28 protein-coding genes and 1 pseudogene are annotated in these 26,385 nt (G+C 72.9%); 9 read left to right on the forward strand and 20 right to left on the reverse strand.

All coding sequences use genetic code 11. The annotated features are described in order from the left end of the window. Positions 1–8: 8 nt before the first annotated feature. The 6 genes from AC0B61_RS11725 to AC0B61_RS11750 form a co-directional block, all read right to left on the reverse strand. Positions 9–290, reverse strand: coding sequence for a hypothetical protein (locus AC0B61_RS11725; RefSeq protein ID WP_471740472.1), 282 nt, complete (start codon positions 288–290; stop codon positions 9–11). 269 nt (positions 291–559) lie between these two features. After that, positions 560–772: a hypothetical protein gene (locus AC0B61_RS11730; RefSeq protein ID WP_471740473.1), complete on the reverse strand. Its 213-nt coding sequence runs from the start codon at positions 770–772 to the stop codon at positions 560–562. A gap of 138 nt (positions 773–910) precedes the next feature. Beyond that, complete coding sequence (locus AC0B61_RS11735) at positions 911–1,126, reverse strand: hypothetical protein (protein WP_471740474.1); 216 nt, start codon at positions 1,124–1,126, stop codon at positions 911–913. Positions 1,127–1,320: 194 nt separating this feature from the next. Then, the gene (locus tag AC0B61_RS11740) at positions 1,321–1,710 is read right to left on the reverse strand and encodes an aggregation-promoting factor C-terminal-like domain-containing protein (protein ID WP_471740475.1); all 390 of its coding nucleotides are present in this window, start codon (positions 1,708–1,710) and stop codon (positions 1,321–1,323) included. Positions 1,711–2,338: 628 nt separating this feature from the next. After that, the gene (locus AC0B61_RS11745; protein WP_471740476.1) at positions 2,339–3,904 is read right to left on the reverse strand and encodes an eCIS core domain-containing protein; all 1,566 of its coding nucleotides are present in this window, start codon (positions 3,902–3,904) and stop codon (positions 2,339–2,341) included. A 217-nt stretch (positions 3,905–4,121) separates the two neighbouring features. Then, positions 4,122–5,015: a LysR family transcriptional regulator gene (locus tag AC0B61_RS11750; RefSeq protein WP_471740477.1), complete on the reverse strand. Its 894-nt coding sequence runs from the start codon at positions 5,013–5,015 to the stop codon at positions 4,122–4,124. 160 nt (positions 5,016–5,175) lie between these two features. Here AC0B61_RS11750 and AC0B61_RS11755 point away from each other — a divergent pair, with 160 nt between their 5' ends. After that, positions 5,176–6,270, forward strand: coding sequence for an alcohol dehydrogenase catalytic domain-containing protein (locus AC0B61_RS11755; protein WP_471740478.1), 1,095 nt, complete (start codon positions 5,176–5,178; stop codon positions 6,268–6,270). 88 nt (positions 6,271–6,358) lie between these two features. Here the strand turns inward: AC0B61_RS11755 and AC0B61_RS11760 are convergent, their stop codons facing one another. Continuing rightward, positions 6,359–6,658 (reverse strand): hypothetical protein, encoded by a 300-nt coding sequence (locus AC0B61_RS11760; RefSeq protein ID WP_471740479.1) that lies wholly within the window; start codon positions 6,656–6,658, stop codon positions 6,359–6,361. 101 nt (positions 6,659–6,759) lie between these two features. After that, positions 6,760–9,102: a helicase associated domain-containing protein gene (locus tag AC0B61_RS11765; RefSeq protein ID WP_471740480.1), complete on the reverse strand. Its 2,343-nt coding sequence runs from the start codon at positions 9,100–9,102 to the stop codon at positions 6,760–6,762. A gap of 261 nt (positions 9,103–9,363) precedes the next feature. Here AC0B61_RS11765 and AC0B61_RS11770 point away from each other — a divergent pair, with 261 nt between their 5' ends. Further along, positions 9,364–9,984: a TetR family transcriptional regulator C-terminal domain-containing protein gene (locus AC0B61_RS11770; protein WP_471740481.1), complete on the forward strand. Its 621-nt coding sequence runs from the start codon at positions 9,364–9,366 to the stop codon at positions 9,982–9,984. Then, on the forward strand, positions 9,981–10,661 hold the full coding sequence (locus tag AC0B61_RS11775; protein WP_471740482.1) for a VC0807 family protein: 681 nt from the start codon (positions 9,981–9,983) through the stop codon (positions 10,659–10,661). Before AC0B61_RS11770 ends, AC0B61_RS11775 begins: the two co-directional genes overlap by 4 nt. 124 nt (positions 10,662–10,785) lie before the next feature. On the opposite strand, the gene AC0B61_RS11780 is transcribed toward AC0B61_RS11775, so the two are convergent. The 3 genes from AC0B61_RS11780 to AC0B61_RS11790 are packed head-to-tail and all read right to left on the reverse strand — an operon-like array spanning position 10,786 to position 14,340. Then, positions 10,786–11,493 carry a helix-turn-helix domain containing protein gene (locus AC0B61_RS11780; protein WP_471740483.1) on the reverse strand — a complete coding sequence of 236 codons (708 nt, stop codon included), beginning with the start codon at positions 11,491–11,493 and terminating at the stop codon, positions 10,786–10,788. After that, positions 11,490–13,706 (reverse strand): hypothetical protein, encoded by a 2,217-nt coding sequence (locus AC0B61_RS11785; RefSeq protein WP_471740484.1) that lies wholly within the window; start codon positions 13,704–13,706, stop codon positions 11,490–11,492. The genes AC0B61_RS11780 and AC0B61_RS11785 overlap by 4 nt, the downstream gene beginning before the upstream one ends. A 7-nt stretch (positions 13,707–13,713) precedes the next feature. Further along, the gene (locus tag AC0B61_RS11790; RefSeq protein ID WP_471740485.1) at positions 13,714–14,340 is read right to left on the reverse strand and encodes a DNA-binding protein; all 627 of its coding nucleotides are present in this window, start codon (positions 14,338–14,340) and stop codon (positions 13,714–13,716) included. Between the two features lie 186 nt (positions 14,341–14,526). Here AC0B61_RS11790 and AC0B61_RS11795 point away from each other — a divergent pair, with 186 nt between their 5' ends. After that, positions 14,527–14,691, forward strand: a complete 165-nt coding sequence (locus AC0B61_RS11795; protein WP_471740486.1) for a hypothetical protein — start codon at positions 14,527–14,529, stop codon at positions 14,689–14,691. Between the two features lie 63 nt (positions 14,692–14,754). Here AC0B61_RS11795 and AC0B61_RS11800 read toward each other — a convergent pair whose 3' ends face one another. After that, the gene (locus AC0B61_RS11800) at positions 14,755–14,955 is read right to left on the reverse strand and encodes a hypothetical protein (protein WP_471740767.1); all 201 of its coding nucleotides are present in this window, start codon (positions 14,953–14,955) and stop codon (positions 14,755–14,757) included. Between AC0B61_RS11800 and AC0B61_RS11805 the strand changes: the two are divergent. After that, a pseudogene (locus AC0B61_RS11805) lies at positions 14,897–15,136 on the forward strand (ATP-binding protein); the annotation flags it as partial. The gene AC0B61_RS11800 and the pseudogene AC0B61_RS11805 overlap by 59 nt on opposite strands. A gap of 333 nt (positions 15,137–15,469) precedes the next feature. On the opposite strand, the gene AC0B61_RS11810 reads toward AC0B61_RS11805, so the two are convergent. From AC0B61_RS11810 to AC0B61_RS11830, 5 genes are all read right to left on the reverse strand, one after another. Then, a complete protein-coding gene (locus AC0B61_RS11810; RefSeq protein WP_471740487.1) occupies positions 15,470–15,895 on the reverse strand; it encodes an SMI1/KNR4 family protein in 426 nt (141 codons plus the stop codon). Between the two features lie 65 nt (positions 15,896–15,960). Then, a complete protein-coding gene (locus AC0B61_RS11815; protein ID WP_471740488.1) occupies positions 15,961–16,581 on the reverse strand; it encodes a DUF4328 domain-containing protein in 621 nt (206 codons plus the stop codon). A gap of 1,037 nt (positions 16,582–17,618) precedes the next feature. Continuing rightward, the gene (locus tag AC0B61_RS11820) at positions 17,619–17,834 is read right to left on the reverse strand and encodes a hypothetical protein (protein ID WP_471740489.1); all 216 of its coding nucleotides are present in this window, start codon (positions 17,832–17,834) and stop codon (positions 17,619–17,621) included. Positions 17,835–17,930: 96 nt separating this feature from the next. Next, positions 17,931–18,155 (reverse strand): GNAT family N-acetyltransferase, encoded by a 225-nt coding sequence (locus tag AC0B61_RS11825; RefSeq protein WP_471740490.1) that lies wholly within the window; start codon positions 18,153–18,155, stop codon positions 17,931–17,933. 214 nt (positions 18,156–18,369) lie between these two features. After that, positions 18,370–18,867: a hypothetical protein gene (locus AC0B61_RS11830; protein ID WP_471740491.1), complete on the reverse strand. Its 498-nt coding sequence runs from the start codon at positions 18,865–18,867 to the stop codon at positions 18,370–18,372. Positions 18,868–19,249: 382 nt separating this feature from the next. Here AC0B61_RS11830 and AC0B61_RS11835 point away from each other — a divergent pair, with 382 nt between their 5' ends. Beyond that, entirely contained in the window at positions 19,250–19,609 is a 360-nt protein-coding gene (locus AC0B61_RS11835) for a hypothetical protein (protein WP_471740492.1), read from the forward strand. Positions 19,610–19,709: 100 nt separating this feature from the next. Beyond that, a complete protein-coding gene (locus AC0B61_RS11840) occupies positions 19,710–20,618 on the forward strand; it encodes a hypothetical protein (RefSeq protein WP_471740493.1) in 909 nt (302 codons plus the stop codon). Positions 20,619–20,723: 105 nt separating this feature from the next. On the opposite strand, the gene AC0B61_RS11845 is transcribed toward AC0B61_RS11840, so the two are convergent. Further along, positions 20,724–21,719: an ArsR/SmtB family transcription factor gene (locus AC0B61_RS11845; protein ID WP_471740494.1), complete on the reverse strand. Its 996-nt coding sequence runs from the start codon at positions 21,717–21,719 to the stop codon at positions 20,724–20,726. Between the two features lie 378 nt (positions 21,720–22,097). On the opposite strand from AC0B61_RS11845, the gene AC0B61_RS11850 reads away from it, so the two are divergent. Both AC0B61_RS11850 and AC0B61_RS11855 read left to right on the forward strand, forming a co-directional pair. Then, entirely contained in the window at positions 22,098–22,313 is a 216-nt protein-coding gene (locus AC0B61_RS11850) for a hypothetical protein (RefSeq protein WP_471740495.1), read from the forward strand. A gap of 180 nt (positions 22,314–22,493) precedes the next feature. Then, complete coding sequence (locus AC0B61_RS11855) at positions 22,494–23,543, forward strand: SCO2583/SCO2584 N-terminal domain-containing protein (RefSeq protein WP_471740496.1); 1,050 nt, start codon at positions 22,494–22,496, stop codon at positions 23,541–23,543. A 254-nt stretch (positions 23,544–23,797) separates the two neighbouring features. Here AC0B61_RS11855 and AC0B61_RS11860 read toward each other — a convergent pair whose 3' ends face one another. Both AC0B61_RS11860 and AC0B61_RS11865 read right to left on the reverse strand, forming a co-directional pair. Next, a complete protein-coding gene (locus AC0B61_RS11860) occupies positions 23,798–25,081 on the reverse strand; it encodes an MFS transporter (protein ID WP_471740497.1) in 1,284 nt (427 codons plus the stop codon). Next, a complete protein-coding gene (locus tag AC0B61_RS11865; protein ID WP_471740498.1) occupies positions 25,066–26,319 on the reverse strand; it encodes an ATP-grasp domain-containing protein in 1,254 nt (417 codons plus the stop codon). The genes AC0B61_RS11860 and AC0B61_RS11865 overlap by 16 nt, the downstream gene beginning before the upstream one ends. Between the last annotated feature and the right edge of the window lie 66 nt (positions 26,320–26,385).

Consider the following 26,385-nt stretch of genomic DNA (forward strand, 5'->3'; position numbering starts at 1 on the left):
GAAGTCGCTCACCGGGCCCCGTGACGACGCAGGACCGCAGACGCTGAGGCGCCGGGGGCGGTGCCGGCCTGGACGGTGGCGTGGATCCGGTCACTCTCCGGGTCGCGGTACAGCTCCGCCCGCAGCCACCACCGCTTCAACACGCCGCCGATCGTCTCGACGTCGGCCTCACCCATCTCCCGGTAGAACTCCATCCGCTGCGCCGGCGGCAGCGCTGCGGCGACGCCGTCCTGGGTACGGGCGACGGGCTGACGGCCATCGTGGTGGCCGTGCAGGGGCGCTGCGCTCACCGTTCCTCCGGAAGCTCTCGTGCGGGCGGGACCGGTACCGGTGTCCTCTCCCGACAGTCCCGGACGGAACCCGGGTCACCGCCCGCGAGTCCGGCACGGCGACCGCCAGGGGAAGGACACCCGGCGGCGAACGAAGCACCGGCGCGGTCGGCCACGACCGCAGCCGGCCGGGACCTCGGGGACGGGGGCACCCCAGATCCCGGCTGCGGGAGGCACCACCTGCCCCCGCCCGGCGGAATCGTGCTCGGGCGCGGTGTCGCCATCGCCGGTCAGGTCCGCCGGTCCGGGTCGGAGAAGGTCAGACCGCCGGGCGAGAGGCGGCGGCGGGCAGCGGCAGGTGCGGTCACGGTCTCGCCGGGCGGCTGGCGGAAGTCCGCGCCCTGCTCGACCGGCAGCCGGCGCACGCCGGACTGGGCAGCCACGGCAGCGTCGGTGGCGGGCTCGGAGAAAGCGGGCAACGCGAGGGGTCGGCGGTCAGTCATGATCGCCAGTCTCGCAGCCCGGATGGGCGGGGTGAGCCAACCGCTGGTCCGGTTGGTCCGCGACGGCTACGGAGGCCCGGATCCGGCCCGCACCATTGCCACGAGCCTGCCCACCCAGGTGCGTCCGCTGCCGCAGAGTCAAGCGCGGAGCAGGTCGGTCGAGACCGCCCAGAGGCACTTGGCGATGGCGGGATCGAGCGCCCATTCCTTGACACCGTGCGGGTGTTGCGCGAGGTCGGCGTCGTTCGGCACGGTGTAGGCCTCTTGCGAGTCATCGAGGTAGTGGCCTCCGGAGTGGGCGAACTCCGGGGCGACGGCCGCGACAATGCTGGTGGCGGCTCCCTGCGTAGGCAATCTGCGGGTCGTAGCTGCGACGCTCGAAGTGGAGGTCGTCGAAATCGATACCGGAACGCAGGCGGACGAGCTGAGGGGCCCGGTGCGCGTGGTGTGCGCACCGGGCCCCTCGGCTTTGGACCCTGTTCGGCCCTGGACTCGGCTTGTGAGGTCCGTGGGTCCTTCGCGGGTGGCCGATCGGTGGTTGCGGCCGATCAGTAGTTGTGGTGGACCTGCCAGTAGGCCCAGGCCTGGTTCGGGCTGCCGTAGCGGCTGTTCATGTAGTCGTAGGCCCACTTGATCTGGGTGGACGCGTTGGTCTTCCAGTCGGCGCCGGCGGAGGCCATCTTGTTGCCGGGCAGGGCCTGGCCCAGGCCGTAGGCGCCCGAGGAGGGGTTGGTCGCGGTGACGTTCCAGCCGCTCTCGTGGGAGATGATCTGGTCGAAGGAGGCGAGCTGGCCGGCGGGGACGATGCTCGCGGCCAGCTGCTGCGGCGTGGTGGCCGAGGCGGCGGTCGGGACGATGGCGGCGCCGATCGCGGCGATGCCGAGGGCGCTGGTGAGCAGGGCGGCGGACTTGCGCATGCGGGTGGAGATCACGGGCATGGGGGAGTTCGACCTCAATCGTGGGGGCGCCTGGCCCCGCGGCTCGGCGGGCCCGAGAGGGCCGGCGGGCGGGGTGGGCACCGGGGTGGTCACGAATGGTGACCGCCGGGCGGGAGGTGCGGCAGCGGTACGAACCGCCGCCGCAGCTGGCGACTGAGCCATTGTTAGCGGGGTCGGGGCCCGGCTCCAAGGGGTGCCCGCTACGACGCGGCGTCGTAGCGGAGCCGGGCGAACGCGCTCGTCGGACGCGGGACGGTTCCCGTCGCCCGGGGAGTCAAACCTGGAAAAGCGCGGACTTTTGTGCCCATTTGCACCCGTTTGGTCTGCGGAAACGCGGGGGGAACAGCCCTCAGGCACGGGAGCGCGGCAGCGCCGCCGATCAGCCGGGTGACTGCGGGACACGGGACCGGGAACGACCTACTAGGAAGGGTCGCAGGCACGCTGAGCGCGTGAGAACCGTCACGAGCCACCCCGTTCCGACGCCCCCCTCAAGGGGATCCAGCTCACACCGCGATGACTTTCCGTAACGAACCATGGCGCGCAACGATGCGGATCCAGACCAGCGACCGCACCACGGCCCGCAGGACGCCGGCCGCCGTCGGGGCGGCGCTCCTCCTTCTCCGCGCGGTCATTGGTCGGTCTTCCCCCGCTTGCGCGTGCTGGTGGAGCCCCGGCCCGTGCCCCCCGACCGCTTCCCGGCCGACGCCCTCGCCTGCTCCCTGGCGCTGATGACGCCCTGCAGCCGCTGCTGCGCCGCGGTGATCCGCCCGGCGAGGGTCTGGTCGGTGTGGTCGGCGACGGCGGGGGTGGCGGCGGCCCGGCCGAGCGCGGCGACCGAGTTGTCCAGGTACGCGCGCCAGTACTCGAGATGTCGCTCCGTGGTGCCCTCCCGGCCGAGGTTCCCGGCCAGCTCGTCCACGTACTGCACGAGGTAGTCGACGGTCTCGCCCAGGTAACCGCTGCTGATCCCGGTGCGGCCCGCGTGTTCCAGCTCCCATACGTGGGTCTCGATCTCCCGCATCGGCTGCTGGAGCGTGGCGAAGGTCTCGTGGCCGATGTCGGTCTGCACGTCCATGTAGATGTGGGGGTCCGAGCCGTCGGCGGCGTCCTCGTCGGGCACCAGCGTGGCCTGAGCGGCGTGGACGAGCTCGTGGCGCAGCGTGCTGTGGATCTCGGCGGGGCCGTAGTCGTCGAACAGGTTGCGGTAGAACGCCATGGCGATCCGGTCGCCCGAGGTGCCCGTGCTGGTCACGGCCATGGGCTTGCCCGCCCCCTGGCGGGAGTGCTTGTAGCCGAGGACGAGGTCCCCGGCGGCCACGGCAGCCTGCAGGTCGGGGTGGTCGGGCGTGACCGGCAGCCGGGCGAGGACGTACCCGAGCAGCTCGTCGAGCGCCGCCTGGCGCACCGCTTTCGCGTCCGCCCCGCTCGCCGCTTTCGCCTCCTCCAGCTGTCCGACGAGGGCGGCGGGCAGTTCGGGAACCGCCTGGGACGGTGTGTCGGCCTCGGGAAGGTCGTCGGTCGCGGCGCGCTGCAGGGAGCCGGCGGCCGTGGAAGCCGCCGAACGCTGCTCCGGCACGGTGGCGCCGCTCTCCTCGGGCGAGCGCAGGGGCCCGGCCATGACCCGGCGCGCGGTGGCCTCCGCCTCACGCTCGAACCGGTCCGAGGGGTCGCTGACCCGCAGGCCGTTCCCGTGGTCGGTGCCGGCCACGGGGCCGTGCCGCTGCTGGATGACGTGGGTCAGCTCGTGGGCGAGGGTGTGCTTGTCACCGCCGCCCTCGCCGATGACGACGTGGTTCCCGGAGGTGTAGGCGCGGGCGCCCACCTCGGCCGCGGAGGCGCGGGCGGCAGGGCCGTCGTGGACCCGGACGTCGGAGAAGTCGGCGCCCAGACGGGCCTCCATCTCCGTGCGGGTCGACCCCTTCAGGGGGCGGCCCGCGGTGCGCAGGACGTCGCCGACGGTGGAGCGCTGCACGGCGTCGAGCGGCCCGGCGGCGAGTGGCCCGGTGCCGAGCGGCCCGGGTGCCTGGTGCCCGGTGAGGTGGCCGTCCCGGTGCAGCATCTGGACGACGGCGGCGTTGCCCACGCTGCTCTGCAGGGCGAGCAGTTGCCGGGCGGGTCTCCGGTCGGCGCGGTCCGCGGGGTCGGCGGCGGTGTCCCGGCTGCCGTGGTGGCGCTCGCCGTCGTGTGTGCGCATGGGTGTGTCCCCCCGGAGGTCGGCCGACGTTCCATGGTCAAGCTGCGGGGTGGCGGGGCGGAAGGGCTGTGGGGGCAGTGGTCCGTGCCCGTCCGGGCAGTTCGGACGGCTTCCCCGCAGCGGTTCCGGCTCCCGGGCCCGCACGGAGGAGGCCACGTGAACACGGCGCCGGGAGTGAGAAGTCGGCCCGTCCGATCTCCCCCGTGCCAGGCCCGTATCAGGCGGTCGAGGCGATGGCTCGGGTGACGGCCGTGATCGCCGGGGTGGGGTGGCCGGGGAGTCGAGCCACGAGAACCCGGCGAATCTCGGGAGGCGCGCCCTCGACGTGCAGCAGGCTCACCCCGGCGGGCAGCACCGGCGAGAGCCGGGCGGGCACCGTCGTCACCCCGAAGCCACCGGCGACCAGGTGGAGCTTCGTCAGCCAGTCGCGCGCGCGGTGGACGATGTGCGGCCGTCCGGGCAGACCGGGCCAGACGCCGAGCAGGGGCTCGGAGTTCGACGCCGGAGTGGCGATCCACGGGGCGTCGACCAGTTCGTCGACGTGCACCGCGGTGCGGCCGGCGAACTCGCCGGTCGAAGGTGCCGCCACGACCAGTTCGGTGTCCGCGACGGTCTCGACGTGCAGGCGCGGCGACTCGCCGTCCACGGGCCGGTGGGGCGGGCGGGACGTCAGCACGGCCAGATCGATCGAGCCCGCGCGCAGTGCCCGGACCAGGGTGGGCGTGGTGCCCTCGGTGGTCGTGACCGTGACCTGCGGGTCGGTCGCCGCGAGGCGGGCGAGCGCGGGGGGCAGAAGGGCCGCGCCCGCGCTCAGGAACAGCCCGAGCCGCACACGTTCGGTCCGCGGGACGGTGCCGGTGAGGTCGCGCTCGGCGACCGTGAGGCAGTCCAGGATCGTGTGGGCGTGGCGCAGCAGGGTCAGACCCGCGGGGGTGAGCCGCACTCCGCCGGGGTGGCGTTCGAACAGGGTGGTGCCCGCGCTTCGTTCGAGGGAGGCGGCCTGGCGTGAGATCGCCGACTGGGTGTAGCCGAGCCGGGCAGCCGCTGCGGTGAAGCTGCCGCACTCGGCGATCTGCTGCAGGACCCGCAGGCCCGCGCTGGAGATGTCCATGCGCCATACGCATACCACATATGCTTGATAGTCGCTTCCCGCATGCCCCCCGGGCTCCTAGTGTCGACCGCGACCGCGACGGACGAATGACGGACGACGGCGAACGACGGCGGACGACGGCGGACGACGGCGGACGACGGACGAACACGGAGGCCATCAGGTGCGAGCAGCAGTTCTCACGCAGTTCGGTGCCCCGCTCGCGGTGCGGGAGGTGCCCGACCCTCAGGCAGGCGGCGGCGAGGTGGTGGTCGAGGTCCTCGCCGCCTACGTGGCCCCGTACGCGGCGGAGGTCTTCGGCGGCGAGCGGAACTACCCCCTGGTCCCGCCCGTCGTGCCCGGGATCGGCGGCGTGGGACGGGTCGTCCACGCGGGCCCCGACGCTACCCGGCTGCGCCCCGGCGACCTGGTGTGGTGCGACTCCGTGGTGCGCTCGCGCGACGACGCCCTGACGCCCGACATCACGCTCCAGGGCTGGAGCTCCCGCGGCGAGGGCGGCGCGCGCCTCGCCCGGTACCTGCATGACGGATCGTTCGCCGAGCTCATGCGGGTCCCGACGGAGAACGTCTTCCGGCTGCCCGCGGCGGCGGGCGACGACCCGGCCCGCTGGGCCGCGCTCGGCGTGCACGTCATCGCTTACGGCGGGCTGCTGGCCGGCGGGCTCGCGGCCGGTGAGACGCTGCTCGTCAGCGGGGCCACCGGCAACCTCGGCAGCAGTGCGGTCGCGGTCGCGCTCGCCATGGGGGCGGGCCGGGTCGTCGCCCCGGGCCGCAACCGGGCCGCGCTCGACCTCCTCGTCGGCCGGTTCGGTCCGCGGGTGCGCCCGGTCCCGCTCACCGGGGACGAGGCCGGCGACCGCGCGGCGATGTCCGCGGCGGCCGACGGCCCGGTCGACATGGTGATCGACCTGCTGCCGCCGAGCGCACCCAGCTCGGCGGCGCGCACGGCCGCCATGACCGTGCGCGAGTACGGCCGCGTCGTCCTCATGGGCGGCGTCGGCATGCTCGGTGGCGACGACCTCGTACTCCCGTACCCGTGGATCATGCGCAACTCGATCACCGTGCGCGGCCAGTGGATGTACCCGCGTACCGCGAACGTCGGCATCATCCGGCTCCTCGCCTCGGGCGCCCTGGACCTCGTCCCCGAACGGGTCCGGGCCTTCGGCCTCGACGCCGTCAACGACGCCGTCGCGTACGCCGCCTCGCACGGCGGCCCGTTCGACCGCACCGCCCTCACCCCCCGGCCGCCGAGCAGGTAGGCACGTGCCGAGAGACGGCGCGGACCCCGTCGCCTGCCCAGGCGGGCGGGTGCCGGCGGAACCCGGCCTGAGTGCGACCGAGCAGGTGCTACTGGTCGCTGTCGCAGTCGTGGTCGGCCTCGACGTGGTCGCCGTCGGCGAACTGCGTCTCCAGGGCCCAGCCGCAGGTGCCGCATTCGGCGCGGCCGTCCCAGCCGCTCTCGGGTCCGTCGTCGTTGTCGGGGTCGGGGTCGTTGTCGCAGTCGGGGTCGGGGTCGTTGTCGCAGTCGGGGTCGGGGTCACGGTCGGGGTCGGGGTCGGGGTCGGGGTCGACCAAGGTGCCGTCCTCGAACAGTGCGTCGCCGCCGTCGCCGCAGGCGCCGCACTCCCGCCGGGCGTGCCAGGACACCTTGGGCGGCTGGGTGGTAGGGGTGGTTCACTCGTCTCCTCCGGGAAGTGGGCCGTCCCGGGTTGGGTGGGCCGGGACGGCGGGATCGGTGCGGGACGGGGTCAGCCGGCGACGGTCTCGGCGTGCCGGTGGAGCGCGTCCAGGAGTGCGGTCTGCTGGTCGGTCAGCTTGCCGTCGGTGCGGGCCTTGTGCTGCTTGCGCAGCCAGGTGCCGGGCCTAAACGTCGGGTCCGCTTCGCCGCCGGTGCGGTTCGCCGGGCCGTCGAGGGTGCCGCCGGTGGCGAGGTAGACGAGCAGGCGGCGGTAGGAGCGGTTCCAGTCCGGCTCCAGGCGCCACAGCTCGTCCAGCGCGTCCAGCTTCGCGATCTGGTCGGTGGTGAGGTTGTCGGCCTTGCGCTGGCGGCGCATCCACGCGCCGACCGCGTAGTCGTCGAGCTTCGCGGTGGCGGGGATCGCGAGGTGGCCGTGCTGGTGGTGGAAGGCCGCAGCGTAGGCGGCCCCGCGTTCCCAGGCGTTGGCGTTCTTCGACCAGATCATGCCGAGCGCGTCCAGCTCGCTGACCCGGGCGGCTTCCAGGAGGCCCTGGCCGTTGAGGTGGCGCTGGCGGGTGAGCCAGGAGATCAGCTCGGCGTGCTTGGTCTTGTCGGTGGGGTCGAGGTGGCCGTGCTGGAGGTGGAAGACCGCCGCGACCGCGTGCATCCGCTGCCACTCGACCGCGCGCGGGTTGAACGCCCGCAGCTTGACGGTCTGGAGGATCCGGGCGGCGTGCTGCTTCGTGTTGATCCGCAGCCACTCGACCGGCGACTCGACCGGGGCCGGCGGCTTGTCCTCCCCCGCCGCGGAGGCCTCGCCCTCGGCCGGTGTGGTCGCGGTGGTGTGCGCGGTGCCCTGGGAGCGGTGGGCGCGCAGTTCGGTGATCCGGCCGACCACCCGTGCGTCGTGCGCAGCGAGGGCGCGCAGGACCCGCCAGATGGTGCGGAAGGAGGAGGCCTCGATCTCGGCGTCGGCCTCGGCCTTCACGGCCTCGCCGGCGTCGTGGACCTCGGCGGGGTGCGCGGTGGCGGTGTCGTCGCCGATCTCCGGTGTCGGCAGGTAGACCGGGATGATGACCCAGGACACCTTGCCCTGCCGGTAGGACTGGCGCAGCGCGCGGCCGACGGCCTGGACGATGTCGATGACGCTCGACTTCGGGTCCGCGAACCAGATGGCGTCCACGGCGGCGACGTCGATTCCCTCCGTCAGGAGTCGGCTGTTGCAGAGGATGCCGCACTCCTCGCCGTCCTCGCCGGTGTGGGCCTTGAAGTCGGCGAATGCGGCGCGGCGGTCCTTGAGGCGGTCGGTGCCGGCCACCGCCTTCGCCCAGATCCGCTCCGGGCGCTCCGCGTCGGGCAGCATCTCGGAGGCGTCCAGCAGGGTGCTCGCGAACTCCCGCGCCGCGGACACCCGGGAGTGGAACGTGATGACCCGGCGCAGGCCGAGGTCGGCGACCGCGCGCAGCACCGCGATCTGGAGCGCCAGGCGCAGCAGTTCCTCGTTGCTGCGCTGGGAGCGGAGGTCGGCGACGGCCGGGAGGTTGAGCAGCTCGCGCAGGTCCTCGTCCGTGACGACCGGCACCAGGACGCGGTAGTCGGCGAGGTAGCCGTGCTCGATGCCCTGTCCGAGGGTCCAGGTGAAACAGGTCTTGCCGTAGATCTCCTCTGAGTCCATGGAGCAGAGCGCGGGCAGCTTCTCGCCGTCGGCGAGGTCGGCCAGGCCGTCCTTCGCGCGCCGGTCGTCGGCGATCCGCGGGGTCGCGGTGAAGTACAGCCGGCGCTTCGCCGGGACCTGGGCGTCGTCGTGGACGGCCGCCCACGCCTTGCCCTCGGCTCCGGCGGTGCGGTGGGCCTCGTCGACGACGACCAGGTCCCAGGCCGGCAGGCGGAAGTCGCGGTGGGCCTGGACGATCCGCCCCAGCGAGGCGTAGGTGGCGTACACGGTGACCGGCTCACCCGTCTTCTCCTTGGCGATCAGGTCGGCGATCCGCGGGGCCTGCGTGCTCACCCGGGCGTGGACGCGGCCGCCGGCCTCCGCGCTCTCCAACGCCTCCTCCCGCGAGCACGCCGCGACGGCCAGCCCTCGGCGCCCGCCCTTCAGCGACCAGGCTTCGGCGGTCTGCTCCAGCAGCTCGATCGTCGGCACCAGCACCAGCACCCGGCCCCGAGCGGCCAGGCGCCGGGCGCACCCGGCGGCGATCAGCGTCTTGCCGGAGCCGGTCGCCGCGACGACCGTCGCGCGGCCGCCGTCCTTCACCTCACGCACCGCGGCCGCCACCGCGTCCTTCTGGAACCCGTGCAGCGGCAGCGGGTTCACGGCGGTGCCGGACGGCTGCGCCGGGACCGGCGGTACGGCCCGGGTGCGCAGCACGGCCGGCACGTCCTGCTCGGCGGTGGCGGTGGTGGTCTCCACGGCGGGGTTTCTCCTTCGGATGCTGAGACGGCTCGGCGCCGCGCTCGGGCTGTGGGAGGGTCGGCGGCCTCTCCCCGGGGCCAGGTCATGGATAGGGAGAGGCCGACCTGTGACTGAGCACCACACTTGGCGAGTTGAGCGTTGACCTGGTAGGGCCTTGCCAGAGCTGGCTCGGTGAACCCGGTGCATCGCCCGCGCATCCTGAAGCGGCCGGACGCGGCCTCGGGTTCAGCCGTCATCCGGCACGGAAAGAAGTTACCTGTGCAGGTAACACGTGGCAGTCGAGGCGGGCAGCGATCACCGAGCGCGACGGCGCGACGCTGCCAGATCATCGCGGCCGCCGTTCAGGTGCCGGCCGAGAGCGAGTACGGACGAAACACCTTCGAGCGGCCCCGGCAGCGGGCCGGGATCTCCAGCACCCGGCTCGTCTCGGACCACTTCGGCACCCGGGACGAGCTGATGGAGGCGGTGCTGACCGACATCGCGCTGCAAGCCCAGGCCGCCGTCGCCCGTCGCACGGAGGACGCGCCGACCGCCACCGAGCGCCTCACCGCCCGGATCGAGGCGGAGCTGGCCCGGATCGCGCGCAACCCCGCCGCCGTCCGGGCGATGTACGAGATCTGCGTGAACGCCAGGGACGAAGAGGGCGCGCTGCGCTACGGCTCCCAGACATCGGCTGAGTCCAACGTCGCGGAGCTGGAACCGATCCTGCGAGCCGGCCAACAGAGCGGGGAGTTCCGGGAGTTCGACACCACTCTGATGGCACTCACCCCGATCGACGCCGCCATCGTGCGGATGACGCAGCCGCCTCGCGTGAGCGTGGACGACTGCATCCGTGAGATCACCGCCCTGGCCCTTCTCGCGCCCCGGAGGACGTCATGACCACACGCAATGTGCCGGCGGCGGCGCCGCGGCCGAGCGGCCGACGTCTGCTGCTCGGTGTCGTCCGGGACATCGTGGTCCCGATCGCGTTGTACTACGGCCTGCGCGCCGCGGGCATCAGCGTCTTCGTCGCGCTGCTGGCCGGCGCCTTCCTGCCGGCGCTCACCACGGCGGTGCAGTGGCTGCGCACCCGCAGCCTGGAGGGCATGGCGGGATTCATCGCCGGGACCATGCTGCTCGGCGTTGCAGCCGCGCTGGTCGGCGGCAGCCCCCGGTTCCTCCTGGCCAAGGACGGCTGGCTGACCGGCGTGGCCGGGTTCTGGTTCCTGATCTCGATCAGGGCCAGGCGCCCGCTGCTCTTCCATGGCGGCCGTCCCCTGCTGGAGGGGCGGTTCCGCTCCGACGGCACCTCCTGGGACGTGCTGTGGGAACGCGAGCCGGCCTTCCGGCGGATCTGGCGGGTCTCGACTGCGATCTGGGGTACAGCGATGCTGCTCGACGCCGCCGTGCGGGTCGTGATGGCCTACGCCCTGCCGGTGGACCTGGTGCCCGGCCTCGGCGCGCTGCTCTGGCCGATCACGCTGCTGCTGTTGCAACTGGTGAACGGCGTCTACTACGAGGTGGCCGGGCTCTGGCGGCTGACCTCCGGTACGGCCGCGTGCTCGGCGGATGGCTGAGCGACCGCCTGCTGTGGTCCAGCCACGCCAGGCAACCGGCCGCATGCGTCGACGCCGAACGCTCAACCCGCCGGCTCAACCGCTCACTCGCCGACTGAAGCGCTCAGTCACACGACCGGACTCTCTACCGCTGCTCGGGCGGCACCCAGCCGCGGACTTCGAGGTAGGCGATGTCGGCGTCCTCGACGGCGCGGCCGGTCTCCACCAGCCACTCCTTCATCGCCTCGGTGACGTCGCCGTGGTGGTCGGCGACGCGCTGGGACCACTCGGCAGCGTCGAAGCCCCCGGTGCTGGCGGAGCCGTAGGTGCGCTCCTCGGTGCCGTCCGCGCGGGGGATGAAGCCGCGGCGCAGGCCCGGAGAGTCCTCCGTGGAGCCGGCCGAGTAGGTGTACTGGTCGGCCTTCATCCGGACGGTGAAGGCGAGGCGGCCGCCGGCCTGGCCGGTCTCGTGGACGACCGGGGCGAGGTGGGAGGCGCCGGACTTGATGGCTTGCTTCCCGGCCCGGCCAGCCATCGACCCGCCCGCCTCGCCGACGACGTCCTTGCCCCGCACCCGGGCCTTCTGCCCGGTCTTGGTGCGGCGCCGCTCGACGTTCTCCTGGGCGACCGCGGACAGCGCCTCGGTGTCGCGTTCCCCGCCGCGCACCGCCCGGACGACCTGGCGCAGCGCGCCGATGAACGCCTTGCCCTTGCCCTTGGTGAAGAACTGGCTGACCAGGCTGGCGTCGCGGCCGAGCATCTTGGCGACCTGGCGCTTGGTGTAGCCCTGGTCGATCAGCTCCTGCGTCAGCCTCGCGGCTTCGTTCGGCTGGTTCGGGTCGGCCGGGCTCACTGGTCAGCTCCCTTCTCGGCGAGTTCGGCTCGGCCCAGGCCTCGTAGCTTCAGGTACTCCTCCTGGCTGGTCGGGTGCTCGATCGGGCCGGTGAGGTGGCCCTTGAGGAGGTAGTCGCCGGGCTCGCCCCGGTAGGGCCAGGGCTGGCGCTCGGTCAGGGCGATGCCATCGGTGCCGAAGTAGACGACCGTGCCGGGCTTCGCGTGGAGAGCACCGGCGTAGCCGATGACCTCCTTGCCCTGGCGGTACTTCATGTCCAGCAGCGCCGCCCGCGCCCCCGACCACACGTACGCCGCCCACTCCGGGTGCGCGTAGGGGTCGCGCGAGAAGCCGGCCTGCCGCTGCCAGGTCACTACCTCACCGTCCTGGCCGAGGATCTCCACCCCGGCGGGCAGCGCCTCGCCGACCGGGGTGGTGCCGGAGACCAGGCGCGGGCGCTGCGCGAAGCCGCCCAGGCCGAACAGCAGCACACTGCGCACCGCGCGGGAGGCGAGGTAGGCGGCCTGGCGCTGGCGCTCGTCGCCGTGCAGCTTGGAGAGGTTGGTCAGGTCGGCCCATGCGGCCTTGAGGCGCTTGCCCCACTCGTCGAGCGGCTTGCCGTCCTCGAAGAGCAGGCCGCCGAGGACCTCGATCCGCCACGGCGCGATGTGGTTCGACAGGGCGAGGTGGACCTCCGCGCCGCCCGCCCACGTGGTGAACGTCGTCCCCGGCTCCGAGGGGTAGATCCAGGCACGGTCGCCGGTGACGGGGGCGGGGAGCAGTCCGACGTGGTTCCAACCGACCGGGACGGTCACGCGCACGTTCCAGTGCGAGCACGACATCAGCGCCTTCGTCTGCTCCTGCTCGGTCATCGCCGCGAACGCCCGCGCCGTGATGCGGCGCGGCGTGCCGACCGGCGACTTCCACAGGTGCTTCGCGTAGGCGAAGGTGCGGTCGTACTCCACCAGCGCCGGCAGCTGCTCCGGCACCCGAGGCGGCAGGATCAGCTCGGTACGGCCCTGCCCGCCGGTCGCATGCAGCAGCCCGCGCAGCTCCTCCGACAGCACCGGGTAACCCCCGGCCCACTTGCCGGTGGTGGGGACGGTGCGCGACCACAGGTCCCGGCCAGTCTGCGACGGCGAGCCCATCAGGACCGCGTCGTCCCAGTGCCGGCGCAGCGCCTGCCACAGCAGCGTGAACGCCTGACGGCAGGTGACGACGTCGGCGCCGTCCGGGTCGAACCACTCCCCCATGCTCCGGATCTCGGTGCTGCCGCTGTCCGGGGCGGCGGCCGGGGCGTAGCGGCCGACCGGCTGGCGCTGGTGCACGAAATGCCCGGCCAGCTTGTCCCGGCCCGCACCGACCGCAGTGCTCCAGCGCTCCGACGGCGTGTTCAGCCAGGCGGCGACCGCGTCCTTGAGCGTGGAGTAGCGCTCGGCACCGTCGTGCCACGGGGCGCCGGCGGTGATGTAGATGCGCTCGGTGCCGGGCGCGGTGGCCTGGACGGCGTCCAGGATCTCGCCGGGAGTACGGGCGCCGAGGTCAAGGCGCACCACGCGGTCGCGCACCGCGAGGTCACCGGCCGCCGCGTCCAGGAACACCGTGCTGCGGGCCTGCTGCATGAAGTTCGGGCGTTTGGAGACCAGGCCCGTCGTCACGGCCTCGAACCGCGCGCCCGCCGGGCCCTCGGGGAGGGTGGGCAGCTCGCGCGGGCCGGCCTCGGCCACCGGACGCGGCGCGGCAGCGACCGGAGCGACCGTAGCCGCCGGGACGACCGGCGCAGCAGCGACGGGCGCGGCCGGGGCGGCCTGCTCGGCGACGACCTGGTCCTCGACGTCGGCCGGGACCGGCTGCTCGACGACGGCGGCGGGGCGGGTCAGCGTCGGAGCGACCGCAGTGGCGAGCTCGGCGGCCGGCGCGGCCTTCGGCGCCTCGACGGGCGCGGACGCGGCAGCGGCCTGGTCGTCGGTCTTGGCGGTGCGGACGGCGGCCGGGGTTGGGTCCAGCAGTGGGGCGATCCGCACGACGTCGCCGACCGACAGGCCCGAGGCCTTCGCGATGGCGTCGGCCTTGGCGCCCTCGTACCCCGCGAGCTCTGTGATCCGGCGGGCGCGCTGCAGGTTGAGCTTCTCCAGCGCGGCCTGCGCGGCCGCGACCGTCTTCTCCGCCTTGCCGATCTCCTCGCGCAGCGGGCGCAGCTCGGCGACCTTCGCGGTGTACGTCTTGCGGTCCATCAGCGGGTCACTCCCCCTGGGCGGCGGGCTGGTCAGCGGCGGTCGTGGTGGTGGTGACGTAGGCGATCGGGCCGCCCGACACCGACGGCAGGCGGGTGCCGAGCAGCAGGCTTGCCAGGCGGGCGTCCTCCGGGTCGGTGGGGTCGGCGGCGTTCGCGGGGGCGGTGAGATCGGTCAGGTAGCCGGCCAGGCGCGCCTTCGGGAAGCGGTAGCGCCCCGCGGTGCCGACGGTGCCGTCGGACTCCCATTCGGTGAGACCGGTCAGGACCGCGACGACGAACCCGGCGACCGTCACCGGCAGCACTCCGCCGGCGGCGACCCGGGCCGGGTCGCACCGCCACCAACCGGACAGCGCGGCCAGCAGCTGCGCCTGGTCCAGTGCGGTACCGAAGCCGATCCACTCCCGGTCCGGCTCGTCCACCTTCGCCGGGGCGTCCGAGCGCAGCACCGCGACCTCGGCCGCGCCCAGCACGGTCAGGTCGGCCGCCGGCCGGGCCTGCAACCGCTGGAGCGCGGCCAGCGGGAACACCTGCCGGCCGACATCGCGCACGCCGGGGACCACGCCGGTGGCCATCAGCTTCTTCACCGTCGGGATCGAGCACCCCAGGGCCGTCCCGGCTTGACCGGTCGTCACGAACACACCCACAACCTCCACGCCTATTCATCTAACTTGAAACGCTAGGGACTCTACGCCTCCACTCCGACACTTCGCACGCCTTTTTAGTAAGTCGTACAAGCATGTCTGACGGCGGTCCGCCCTCCGCTGTCGGTGCCGGGTGACACGGTGGTCGGTTACCAGCCCCGGAAGGAGGTGGAGAAGATGAGTCCTCGACAGCAGAAGGCCGTGGTGATCCTCGGCGCGGCCCTGGTCGGCACCTACCTGCTCGGCAACGTCGCCAAGAGCCAGGCCCGGGTGCTCGGCCTCAAGCCTGCGCAGCTCGCCGCGCTGAGCGCGGGCGTCGCGTTCGCCCTGCGCAACGCCTGAGCAAGGCCCACACGGTCCGGCCCGGTCACCATCACGGTGGCCGGGCCGGACCGCTTCCGGGCCCTACTCGGCGCCGGCCTCCGGACGGTGGGCCGGGCACGCCCCGCAGCAGCCCGGGACGGGCAGGGCGGCCGGGGCCTTGGGGGTGCGCAGCTTGCGGACGGCGCCCACGGCGTTCGCGGCGGCCGGGACGGCGGAGAGGACGGTAGCGCTGGGCACCGAGGCCGCGATGGCCGGCTTCCGGGTCAGGTACGTGCTCGTCACCAAGATCGTCAACGAGCTCATTGAAGCCGCGGACGAGAAGCAGCTAGCCAAGACCATTGCCCGCTACGGCCGCGTCGATCTTTTGTGCATCGACGAGCTCGGCTACATGGAACTCGACCGCCGCGGCGCCGAATTGCTCTTCCAGGTGCTGACGGAGCCCGAGGAGAAGGATGGAGCAGCATGTCACTGACCCGGGGATGCGACCACTCCTCCAGGCTTCGGCTACCTCCGCACTCGGCGAGGTCGAGGGCCCCGTAGTCGTGCCCGGTCACCTTGTTGAAGGCCCTGATCGCCTCATCCGCACCTGGCGCCCCACGCGCACCCTTCGCACCAGGCGGGAGCTCGACGGTCGCGCCAGGAGGTCCGGCCGCAGCCGTAGGCGAAACACCGGCCGAGTCAGAGCGGTTGCTGCCAGTTGCGGTATACGTGAGGGGGCCGGGCAAAACCATCGTCGCTGAACGGATTCGGCAGTGTGCCGCCGAGGGCTCCGAGGAGGAAGTCGCCGAAGCCCATCTCAAAGCGAACCCAGTGCTCTCCCTATGGATAGGCTGGCGCTTGAAAACGACGACGTCCCAGCTGTCTGGATCCCGTGCGTCGCAGAGCCAGAAGGCCACGTCACCGTTGGAGCTCCTCGCGAAGGGAGGAGTTTCCCCTCCTCCAGGTCCTCCTGGGCGGTGCCGGTAAGGGCCGCCGGCTCCTCCCTCGGGTCGAAGTCCAGTCCGTCGACAAGGACACCGTACGGGGAGCCGACCACCGGCGGCGTTCTAACGCTGAGGTACTCATCCAGCTCGCCGCCACCGTAGAGCGCGACGAAGTCACGGTAATCGGCAGGCAGGCGCAGGCCCGTGCTCCGTGCCAGCTCGTCCCAATCGACAGTGTCGCCCGGAGTGCTGGGCTCCCCGATCAGAGCCGAGAGGCGGGTGATGGCCGGGTGGACCATGGCAGTGTCGGATGATCGGCCCGTGCTGGCCCTGGCCGGCCCGTCCCAGCCGGTTGCAAGGATCGTCAGAGGGACGAAGTCTGCACGAACGGCAGGGATTCCAGATCAGCACGCACCTTCGCATCTTGACGGGCCGTGACCTGCCGGATCACCAGGATCGCCAGAACCGCAGCGACAACGCCGACCACCTCGTCATAGAGCGAATACCCGTAAGGGCGCGCCCCGAGCCGAACGGCAACCGCACCACCGACCGTCTTGGCGAGCCATGCCACCCACCATGCGTTGATCAACCACCCCCCGCCAGTGGGCGAGTTCGCGCGCCAGACGTCCAGCGCAATCCGACGCGGAATCCACCACATCGCCCCGGGGATGAACCATGCACCGACGGCAAGTCCCGCCGAATACTTGTGAGTTCCGGGAGCAAAGAGCTCCGCATTGAGTCGACAGCGCCGGAACCAGTAAAGGAACACGATGATGGTGGCGAGGAACAACGGCATGGAAATCGGCGCGAATTGCGCGAAGAGATTCGACCTGGTGCCGCCAGCCACAGCCACGGCCAGTTGTGCGGCGGTCTGCACAGCGATCAGTACCTGCGCGGCCAGGGCCAGACGCCTGGGGTCGGCGACCGGCCCGCTATAAGCCAGGGCGCGCGGACGCGGCTCGCTACGACCGGATTCAGAGTTCACTGCGGCCCCCACCAAACACGCCTGCGGTGCTGGTCACGCGCAGAGATCGCCTGAAGGATAGGGGCGCGGGTTCGAACTGTCCACGAGCCAACCAAGCCGCAGCCTGCCGACCACGGACCAGGCGCTACGGCTGTCCCGCCGCAGTCCTCGACGAGCACGGCCACTGAGCTGGGACCTGCGGCAACTCCACCGACACGCCGAGACGGAAATTCCAGGCTGTCATCAGCGTCCCCGCGACGTTCATCTACGCCGGCATCGACATCGAGCACAGCACGATCCTCCATGGCACCGCGGCGCGAGGAAATCACCCAGGCCGGGCTCGACGCAGTGCTGCTCGACGCCACCGCGAGCGCCCAGGAACCGGAGGAAGCGGACGGTCGGCAGGTGAGCACCCCACGCAAGGGCAGGCACCGCACCCGATCCCGAAACTGCCCGTGCAGGTCTTCCCCCGCCCCTGCGAGGGCGTCGAGTCGTTCATCGCCCGCCCCTCGCCGAAGTGAACTTCCGTAAACCCACCCGGCTACCGCAGCACCATCAGCTGGCCCCGGCTCATCGCAGCGACCGGCCGCAGCCGCTCCACCCTCCAGGACACCCTGGAGCAGACACCATTTCTGTCACCCACTGAGGCTCACGGTGGGTGATCTGCGCAACCGCGGCAGGGGGCCCTCGACCAGCTGCAGTCTGACCGAGCCGGGCGGGCAGGGACCTTCGGCCACGTCTCGTCACTTTCCTGCATCGCATCCAACGCGACTTTCTCGCATCCGATGCGACCGCCCGGCGTTTTTCCAGCTCGATCCCCCCGATGGAGCGAGCGCACGGCAGAGGAAGCGCTCCTCCTCTGCCACCGGCTGGCTGACGATCCTCCAGGCCAACGGCCAGGAACTCCTCCGGCAACCTTCCGGTTCAGGCGATCGTGTATTCGCATCTGCTGCGACTTACGACGCTCATGGATTTGCGCCCGCTCCGGAGGGCCTCGGACGGGGAACGAATGATGAAACCGTCGCAGGTCACAGACGTACGGCGGGGCGCCCGGGTGGTCAGATCTGCCGGTCCGGATCGGAGAAGGCCAGACTGCCGGGCGAGAGGCGGCGGCGGGCCGGGGCGGGTACGGCCGCAGCCTCGGCGGGCGGCTGGCGGAAGTCGGCGCCCTGCTCGACCGGCGGCGGCCGGAGCCCGCCGGACTGGGCGGGCAGGGGCGCGTCGGTGGCGGTCGCGGAGAAGGCGGGCATCGAGAGCCCGTGGCGGTCGGTCATGATCACCAGTCTCGCAGCCCGGACGGGTCCGGGTAGGCCAAAGCGCTCTCACTGGTGGTAACGGTCTGGCCCTGGAAATTTTTGGCTCATTGAAACTCAGCCGGCGGCGCGCACAAGCAGGTCGAGGACCGGCCCGTCGGCGCCGGCCTGGTATGGCCCGGCGTAGGTGTAGCCGAGGCGGTCGTGGAGGCGGCGGGCGGACTGGTTGCCGGGCATGACGAGCAGGGATGACCAGCCGGGGGCGAGGACCCGGATGAGTTCGGTGTGGAGGGCGGTGCCGATCCCGTAGCGGGGGCCGCGTTCCTGGACGGCGAGATCCATCGGTCGCGCTACGCGGGACTCCCCTCCTGCGGCAGGGCGAAACCCGGACACCGGGCGGAGCGCCGGGGCGGGGTCGCGGTCGAGCAGGATCGATCGGCGATCTCGAACCGCCGGTTCCGGCCCTGGCCCCGCGGAAGCCGAGGGCGCCTACCGGCCTCGAGGAAGTCCACCCGCCTGGCACCGGGGCGGGAAGCACATCGGGACGACCCGGCCGTCAGGACAGCGGACCGGCCAGCAACTGGGCGGCAAGGTCGTACAGTTCGGCCACCAGCTCCTTCGTCAGCCCGCCGCAGTGCTCCTGTTGGTCCTCCGCGCGATACAGCCATCCGCGGACCGGCCACAGCGGCGAGCCGGGGCCGTCGGCGGGGCACAGCTCAAAGCCGATCCGCTCGGCTGCCGCCAACGGATCGAGGCGGCCGTCCAGCAGGTCCCGCAGGCAGTACCGGGCCAGCGCCCGGTCGCGGCCCTCCACGGTGGCGGGCAGCCGCAGCGCCGAGCAGAGTTCCTGCTCCAGTTCGGCCAGCAGCCGGCGCGCCTCCAGAACGTCCGACTCGGACAGCACGCCGAGCTCCCACAGGCTCGGGGTGTCCGCCCCGCCGGCCAGTGCCGTCCGGGCAGCCTCCACGGCCACGGCGACCGTCTCCGGACAGTCGGCGGTCCCGCGCTCCAGCAGCACCCGGCGCAGCGGTTCCAGTGCCTCGTCCAGCTCCATGGCGCGAGCGTAGCCGCGCACTTCGGTGAGAGCGACGCATTTTGATCCGGCGGCAGCCGGCCGCACTCCGCCGGCACGGCATCGCCGTACGCCCGTGCAGCAGCCTCCACCGCTTCCCGCCACCGGTCACGATCAGGTGTTTCGACGCCCCGGGCCGGGTCCTCGACGGTGAAGCGCAATTCGATCACCTCTCCTCCCCCGGTGGGCCGGCGGCCGACGACGGCAAACATGTCGTGTTCCGTACAACTTCGGGGTGGTTTCGCGGCTCCTCGGCTCCGGCCGGGCAGCTCGCGCCGCCGTTGCGCCGATCGGCGACTCTCTCAACGGGCCGCGATCACTCCGGCGCCTGGACATCCCGATACCTCGATCGAAGGATTCCCCCATGCAGATCGGCAGGAAGCTCCTCACCCTCACCGCCACCGCCGGCATCGCCCTGGCCGGGGTGGCCGTGGCGGCACCGGCGAACGCCATCGGCTCAGTGGGCTGCCCGACGAACGGGCTCACGGTCACCACCGGCGGCAACGGCAACTACTGCGCCGCGGGCTCCATCGGCTACAAGAACACCAGCAGCCTGTTCGGGATCGGCCAGATCGACCACGTCACCTACGAGTCGACCCAGTGGAACTGGGCCGCCTTCTACAACTCCAGCGGCGTCATCAAGCTGAAGCCCGGTCAGTCCACCGGCAACCTCGGCGGTGTGATCGCCTACGCGCTGGAGATCGACAACCCGAACTGGACGTGATCCCCGGCCCCATCGGTCCGTGAATCCGGCACCCGCCACCGACCCGCGCTCGCGCCCGTGGCGGGTGCCGCTCCGCCGCGCCCGCTCCCGGAGGACGGAAATGAAGCGCTCCACGACCTCGGCCCTGACGCTCGTCCTGTTGACGGCCCTCGCGGGCTGCGGCACGGGCGGCACCCGCCCGGCTCCCCCGCAGCTGGGCGAGATCCCCACCATCACCGGCGTCGGCCAGGTGGTGCGCCCGATCGACGCCTACCTCCCCACCGCGGCGCAGACCCGGACCGTGGAACGGGCCGCCTACCTGACGAGTGCCCTCTGTCTGCGACGGCTGGGCATCACGGAGCCGCCCGGTCCGGACCCGGCCCTGGCCGAGCCCGCCGACCGGGACGTCCGGTCCCGGCTCTACGGGTACTTCGCGCCCGACCGCGTCACGACCACCGGCTACGACGCCGTCGTGGCCACCGACACCGGGCGGCCGACCTCCGCCGCCACCTTGCAGGCGCTCACCGGGCGGGACGCGACCGGCACCCCGGTCACCGACTTCCAGGGCCGGGCCCTCCCCAAGGGCGGCTGCCTCCAGGAGGGCCTGGACGCGGTCGGCGGAGCGGTGTTCCTGAGCTCCGACTCCTCCGCCCTGCCCGGCGGCGGGCCGAACGAGCCCCTGACGGATCCTCGCGTCGTGGCCGCCGACCGGCAGTGGAGCAGCTGTATGAAGGACCACGGCTTCGTCTACGCCACCCCGGCGGACGCCTACATGGACCCGCGCTGGCGCGACCGGACGCAGCGCGCCGGAGCGTCCGCCGACCACACCCCCGGCGAGCTCGCCACCGCGGCCGCCGATGACGCCTGCAAGCGGTCCACCAACTTCATGGGGATCGCGGTCGCCGTCCAGACCGCCTACGACCGGCAGTACATCGCGGCGCACCCGCAGGAGCTGGCGACGTTCGCGCAGGGCGTCAGCCGGCACGTCGCCGACGCGCAGAAGGTCGTCGCGGCGGGCGCGGCCGGGTAGCGCAGGCCCGGGTGGCCGGGACGGGGCGGGGTCCAGGGCCGGCAGAGCGGTGCCGGGGCCGTGTCCGGTGCCGTAGCAGCGGTGGCGCGGTTCGGCGACGGGGCGTCAGTCGGCCCTCTCCAGGAGTTCGGCGCCGAGCGCGGTGATGGTGTGCACGACGCTCGAGCCGTGCCGGTGGCTGGTGAGCAACCCGGCCTCGCGCAGGACGGCGGTGTGCTCGGAGGCGGTGGACAGTGCGGTGTCCAGCGCGCGGGCGAGTGCGCTCGTGGTCGTGCCTGAGCTCCGGGCCGTCTCGCGCAGGACGGCCGCTCTGGTCCGTCCGAGCAGGGCGGCCAGGCCGCCGGGCCGCGGCGGGGCGGAGCGGGTGAGCGGGTCGGCCTCGGCGGGGTCGTACGGCAGCGGGTAGACCAGCGTCGGCACGTCGACCTCGTTGACCAGCAGCCGGGGCGTGGAACCGCAGAAGAAGAAGGGCAGAAGCACGAGGCCGCGCCCGTCCAGGTGGACCTCGCGGTCACCGGCTGCGGGCAGTTCCAGGACGGGGGCCCGCCAGCGGACCGCCGGATGGAGCCCGGCGAGCAGCGCCACGACCCCGCCCTCGGCCATCGTTCGCATCCGGGCCGCCCGGTCGGCCTCGGTCCGGGCATGGATGGCGCGCTCGAAGGGTGCCACCGCCACGGCCTGGTAGCGCTCGAGCGCAGCGGTGAGGGTCGCGAGGGCGTCCTGGTCGCCGGTGGCGAGAGCCCGGTGGGCGCGGGTGGGGCGCCAGCCGGGTGGCCGGGCACCGGCGAACTGCTCCAGTTCGGCGCGGAGACGCCCGACCGGAGTGGCGGCGATCGGCTCGGCCGTCTCCGTCTCGGACTGCGCCCGGTTCGGGGTGAGGAAGTCGGGCACCCAGCCGGTCGGCGGCACGATCTCGCCCAGCAGCTCCAGCCCGGCGGGGCGCCGCCCGAGCACCTGACGGCGCCAGCGGCCGTACCGCAGCGGCAGATCGGTCCGCTGCAGCACTTGCAGGCTCAGCACCGCCTCGCCGAGCCGGGACCGACCGGCCGGGGAGAGCACCACCCGGGCCAGGTCCGCCCCGGTGAAGTGGACGCGCAGCACTCCCGCCCTCCCCCGGCCGTCACGATCACGCTGCTCCCGATGATGGGCGGCCGACCGGCCGTGGTTACCGCCTGGTTTCGGTCCTGTCCGAAACCGGGTGCGCTACTGCCGCAGGCTGGCCGATCGTCGGTGTGCCGCCCGCAGCCCGCGGGCCGAATCCGAGGAGGAGACGCCTCTCATGGGAGTCGTACACACCGCACGCCGGGCCGCCGTCACGTCACTGGCCGGGCTCACCCTGGCCGCCGGGCTGGTCGGTCTCGGCGCGGGCCAGGCCTCCGCCGCGCCCAGCGACTTCACCGTCCGGCTTCCCGCCCCACCTGGGCCTGGACGTGGACCCACTGGAGCCCCGACGCCGGCGACGCCAGCCACGCCGGCTCCATGGCCGCCGACCCGCACGGGTACGCCTACTGCCAGGCCAAGGGGCAGACCGTCTACGACGGCTCCTACGCCAACAACTGGTGGATCTACACCGACGACGACAACGGGCACCACGGCGTGTGGGCCAGCGTCGTCTACGTCTCCGGCGGCGGGAACTACCAGCCCGCGCCCGGGCTGCCGTACTGCTGGCCCGGCGGGGTCTCGCCCCAGCAGTGACCGCAGGCGGTCCGGGCCCGCACAGGGGGCGGGCCCGGACCGCCCGGGGTGTGACCTCCAGACAGCCGGTTACGGGGACGCCCGAAGGCTGAGTGACCGTCGGTGTTCGGTGTCCAGGCGCAAGGCGTTCGGGGCCACTTCGCCGATCGGTGTGTCCGAACGGGCGGGCATACTGGCGCCGTGCCAACCGCCGACGAACCCCACCAGCCACACCAGCCACACCAGCCCCCTTCTCGTGAGCCGGAGCCGACAGCGCCGGGCCGGGCGATACCCGACCCGTTCGAGGGGCTCGTCCTGGACGAGCGCTTCGTTGAGGACGCCGCCGTCAAGGAGCCGACCGCCCGGACCCGGATGCTCGCCGCGCGGTGGCGGAAAGAGCCGCCGGTGGACCCGGGAGGCCGCCGCTGGGCATCTGGGGCAGCCTCCGGCACGGCCCGCTCACGATGGACTCGGCCCGGACGCCGACGCAACGTGCTGATCGCGGTCACCGCTTTCGCGGCGCTGCTGGCCGTCGCGGTCGGGATGGACCCGGCCGGTCTGCTGAACGGGGACAGCCCGGCGGCGCGCAGCCCGCGGGCCGTGCCCACATCGCCCCGGCCGACGGCGGACGTCGCGCTGCCCGGCGGCGGGGTCTCCGACGGCACCAGGTGCGGCGCCAAGGGCTTCCACCACTTCGAACCAGCGCCCGCATCCTTCACCTTCGACGCCGGACCACCGCCGGACGCCCCACCGCCAGGACCGCAACTCGTCCTCGGCTCCTACGGGTTCTCACGGATCTCGGCGAAGGACCCCGGGAACTTCACCATCGGTCTGAAGCTCGCGCCGGGCACCAGCGACCACGCGCTGGACCTGTCCGCGCCACTCGGTCCGCAGGGCGTGGCGGTGGAGATCGAGGGCCCGGACGGCCTGGTCGGCGGGGCCCACGGCCTCCCGCTCACGCCCGACGACGACGCCCCCTCCGACACGGGCGGCACCGTCCACGTCGGACCCGAGGGCGGCGCGTCCGTACAGCTGACCCTCCCGGTCGGGGCCCTCTGCCCGGGCTTCGACGGCTTCGCCGTCCAGCAACGCCTGGCAGCGCCGACCGACTCGCACAACACCATCATCGGCCAGCCGCCCTACCGGCTCACGGTCTCCATCTCCGATCCGGCGATCGGCGCGCTGCGGCGCCAGGTGGGCTCGACGGTGCCGGGCGACGTGCTGGCGACTGACAACCGGATGCCCCACTGACCGGAGCCACCCGAGAAGAACTCCGACGATGCCGGTGGGGACTTGACCGCGGGGCGCTACGAGTTGCTGAAGCGCCTGGGACGGGCGGGACGGGGCGGGCCACGACCCCCCGCCCTCGCGTGAACCGCACAGCAGCCCAAGGGGGTCTTGGATGAGCACGTACAGCATCATCGGCCGCCAGAAGTGGAAGTCTTCGGTCCTACGCCGTCCGCGTCACGGCACGGCCGTTCCGGTGGGGCGGATCGATCACCGGCTCACCGGGCGCTCGCCGGCAGCTGTTCCGCTCGTGGGGGCGGGCCGGTCGGGACCGCGCGCAGGGCCCAGCTCGTGGTCGGCACCGCCGCGAGGCCGGCGGCGAGGATCAGGACGCCGAGCAGGATCCATCCGGCGAAGCCGACGTCGAGGCAGAGCAGCGTCGCCAGGGACTGCGCGACCACCCGGCCCACTCCCGATCCCGTGGAGAACACGCCCTGGTAGTGGCCCTGCGACTCGGCCGGGGCCAGGGCGAAGCTCAGCTCGAAGCTCGCCGCGGAGTACCAGATCTCACCGAAGGTGTAGACGACCATGGCGAGCACCAGGACGGCCGAGGCCGGCCAGGCGGGCAGGGCGGCCATGGACCCCATCAGCGCGAAGCCGATCAGCACCGCGAGGCCCGAGCGCGCCATGAACCGGGCCGCCGCCGCGGGGGAGTCGATCCCCCGGGACATCCGCACCTGGAGCAGGACCACCAGGACCGTGCTGAGCGGCACGATGACGCCCACCATCGCGTGCGGGGCCCGCGTGTGCAGGTAGATCCACAGCGGCAGGACCAGGGGGAGGACGGGGAACTGCTGCAGCATCACCGCGTTGATGCCGACCAGGCACAGGAACGGCCGGCTCACCCGGGCGCGTTGCCGCCCGTCCGCACCGCTGGGCGGGACCGGCGGCACGTGCGGCAGGCGGCTGACCATGACCGCGCAGACGGCGAACGTGACGGCGTTGCCGAGGATCAGCAGTTCGTAGCCCGTCCGCGTGGCGGAGCCGACGGCCAGCGCCGCCAGCGGGCCGCCGAGCGCGACGCCGAGGTTGCTGCCGGCGCGCAGGCACGAGCGCAGATGCGTCGGCCGCTCACCGCCGACCGCCCGGACCAGCGGGCCGCGCGCGGCCGCACTCGCCGTCGAGGCGAGGGAGATGCAGGAGCACAGCAGGACGAACGTGGTGAAGGAGCGCGCGAGGACGAGGGCCGCCATGGCCAGTGCCTCCGCGCCGAGCATCACCAGGTACACCCGCCGGGGACCGCTCCGGTCGGCGAGCCGGCCGACCGGCACACCGGCCAGCAGGCCGATCAGTCCGGCGACGGTCAGCCCCAGTCCCACCTGGGTCTGCGACATGCCGACGATCCGGACGAAGAACAGCGCGCTGCTGGTCAGGTACATGCCCGTGCCGACGGTGTTGACCACCGTCGCCCAGAACAGCGTCCGGCCCGGGCCGCGGTCCGGCAGCATGGAGAACCCGGACAGGGCCCGGCGCGCGGCCGCGGCGGTCACGGCGTCCGACACGGCTGGTCGGGCGCGGCCTCGGTCCTGACCGACTGGGCGAACCAGTCGCCCAGGGCCAGCATCCGGGCCTCCACCTCCTCCTCGGTGTCCCCGACGACGAGCGCCGAGCCCGCCTTGAGGTTCGAGGCCGCGCTGATGTCCGGGACGGTGGCCCCCTCGGTGATGCTGACGGTCGCCTGGACGCAGCCCGGCTGGGCGAGGACGGTGTCCAGGTCGGGCACCTCGACCACATGGCCCGTCGGGGCGGAGAACTGGATCCATCCGCAGGCCTGCGGACGGGCGGCGGGCACCGGCGCCGCCGGCAGGCCGAGGGCCGCGCGGGCCCACTCGCCCGGCAGGTCGACCCCGAAGCGGTGCGCGATCGCCTCCCGGATCATCGCGCCGCCCACCCGGCCGGCGCACTCGCTGAACGTCAGCTCGCCGTCGCGCTCGAACATCTCGAGGTGGAAGATCCCCTCGTGGTGCCCGAGGGCGTCCAGCGATCCCTGGAGCAGTGGCTCCGTGGACGCGTACAGCCCGGCGTGCCCCTCCCGGTCCAGGACGACGGATCCGACCGGCACACCGGCCTTGATGTCGATGACGTTGCGCAGGTACCGGGAGACCGCGAACCACTGCACCCGGCCGGACCGCACCACCCCGTCGACGTGGAGCTCGGAGCCCTCGACGAAGTCCTCCACGAGCCAGGGGCCGAGCGGCGGCCCGGACGCCTCCGCCAGCAGGCGGGCCAGCGACTGCGCGTCGGCCAGCACGTGGGTGTCCCGGGAGCCGCCGCCGGCCAGCGGCTTGACGACCACCGGGTGGTCCCAGCCGTCCGCCGCCAGATCGGCGAGGAGATCGACCACCCGGCACGGCGTCACCCGCAGTCCGGCGGCACGCACCAGCTCCTTCTGGACGAACTTGTCCCGTACGGCGATCGCGGTCGGCACGTCCAGGCTCGCGCACTTCCCGGTCGCGGCCAGCACGGCGGCCGTCACCACGGAGAGCTCGCGCATCGAGCAGACGTGTGAGAACGCGTCCGGAGCGAGCCCGTGGCGGGCGAGTGCGGAGACCACCTCCTCGGAGCTGCGGGTGTCCGGCACGGTGATGAACCGGACGGCGTCGCGGGTCTCCAGCGCCCTCGCCTTGTGCAGGTCCCGGGGGTCGACGACGTTCACCACGTGGCAGCCGAGCCCGGTGAGCGCCGTCAGGGCCGGCTCGTACCAGCCCAGGAGCAGGACCTCGGCAGATGACTTTTCCAACAGTGCTCCTCGAAACTCTTCCGCAGTGCGGTGCGCACGGGGTCCTCGGGGTGGGTGGGCGGTGGC

Source organism: Kitasatospora sp. NPDC023385, assembly GCF_055664045.1.